This window comes from Mesorhizobium sp. M7D.F.Ca.US.004.01.2.1 (genome assembly GCF_003997785.1).
In the GTDB taxonomy this organism is placed as follows: Bacteria; Pseudomonadota; Alphaproteobacteria; order Rhizobiales; family Rhizobiaceae; genus Mesorhizobium; species Mesorhizobium loti.
In genome coordinates this window covers 1-1,020 of sequence record NZ_RZRQ01000688.1, presented here as the reverse complement: position 1 = coordinate 1,020, position 1,020 = coordinate 1, and the positions used below count along the sequence as shown (strand labels likewise).

General features: G+C 62.4%; 2 protein-coding genes. Both read left to right on the top strand.

Going from position 1 to position 1,020, the window contains the following annotated elements:
- Window positions 1-411 (top strand): pseudoazurin (locus tag EN993_RS36195; RefSeq protein WP_245469088.1); only part of this gene is annotated, 411 nt, incomplete at its 5' end.
- A gap of 98 nt (window positions 412-509) precedes the next feature.
- Window positions 510-1,020, top strand: a 511-nt coding sequence (locus EN993_RS36190; RefSeq protein WP_206532494.1) for an NnrS family protein, incomplete at its 3' end; no start/stop codon positions are given.

Sequence of the window (1,020 nt, the reverse complement as noted above, 5' to 3'; positions counted from 1 at the left end):
GTCTCCATCCTGGCGCTCGCCAGCGGCGCAAGCGCCGAAGAGCATGTGGTGCAAATGCTCAACAAGGGCGAAAAGGGCGCCATGGTTTTCCAGCCAGCCTTCGTCAAGGCAGCCCCCGGCGACACCGTCAAGTTCGTGCCGACCGACAAGACGCATGATGCCGAGTCTATCAAGGGTATGCTTCCGGATGGCGCTGAGCCTTTCAAGGGAAAGCCCAGCGAGGAAATCACCGTTACGCTGACAAAGGAGGGCGTCTACGGCGTCAAATGCGCCCCCCACTACGGCATGGGCATGGTCGCCCTGATCGTTGTCGGCAAGCCGGTCAATCTCGATGCCGCCAAGGCGGTCAAGCACCCTGGGAAGGCAAAGACGGTGTTTGCCGACCTGTTCACCCAGGTTCCGGCCAACTGACCAGCATACAGCCTGCCTGCCATAAGTGGGGCGGGCACGGGCCGGACGGACCGAGGGCGGCGGTTCATCCGGCCCTGTTCATTTTGGAGACGCTAATCATGGGGATTCCACGCCTGAGGGCCTACACAGGGCCCGCGTTTCTTTCCTACGGATTCAGGCCTTTCTTCCTCCTCGGGTCGCTGTATGCCGCGCTCTCCGTTCTGCTTTGGCTGCCGATGTATGCCGGCGAACTCGATGCCCACAGTGCGTTCGTTGCCGTCGACTGGCATATTCACGAGATGCTGTTCGGCTACCTGCCAGCTATCGTTACCGGGTTCCTGCTGACCGCCATCCCGAACTGGACCGGCCGGCTGCCCGTGCAAGGCCTGCCGCTGTTGGCGCTGGTGGTCCTGTGGCTTGCCGGCCGTGTCGCTGTCTTCTTCTCGGCAGATATCGGCTGGGAAGCAGCCGCCGTGATCGATGGCTCATTTCTGCTTACGGTCGCCGCTGCGGCGGCACGTGAAATCGTCGTCGGACGCAACTGGCGCAATCTCAAGGTGCTGCTGCCGCTTGCCGTCCTGGCGTGCGCCAACGGCGCGTTCCATATCGAGGCGCACAGCCAAGGCATAT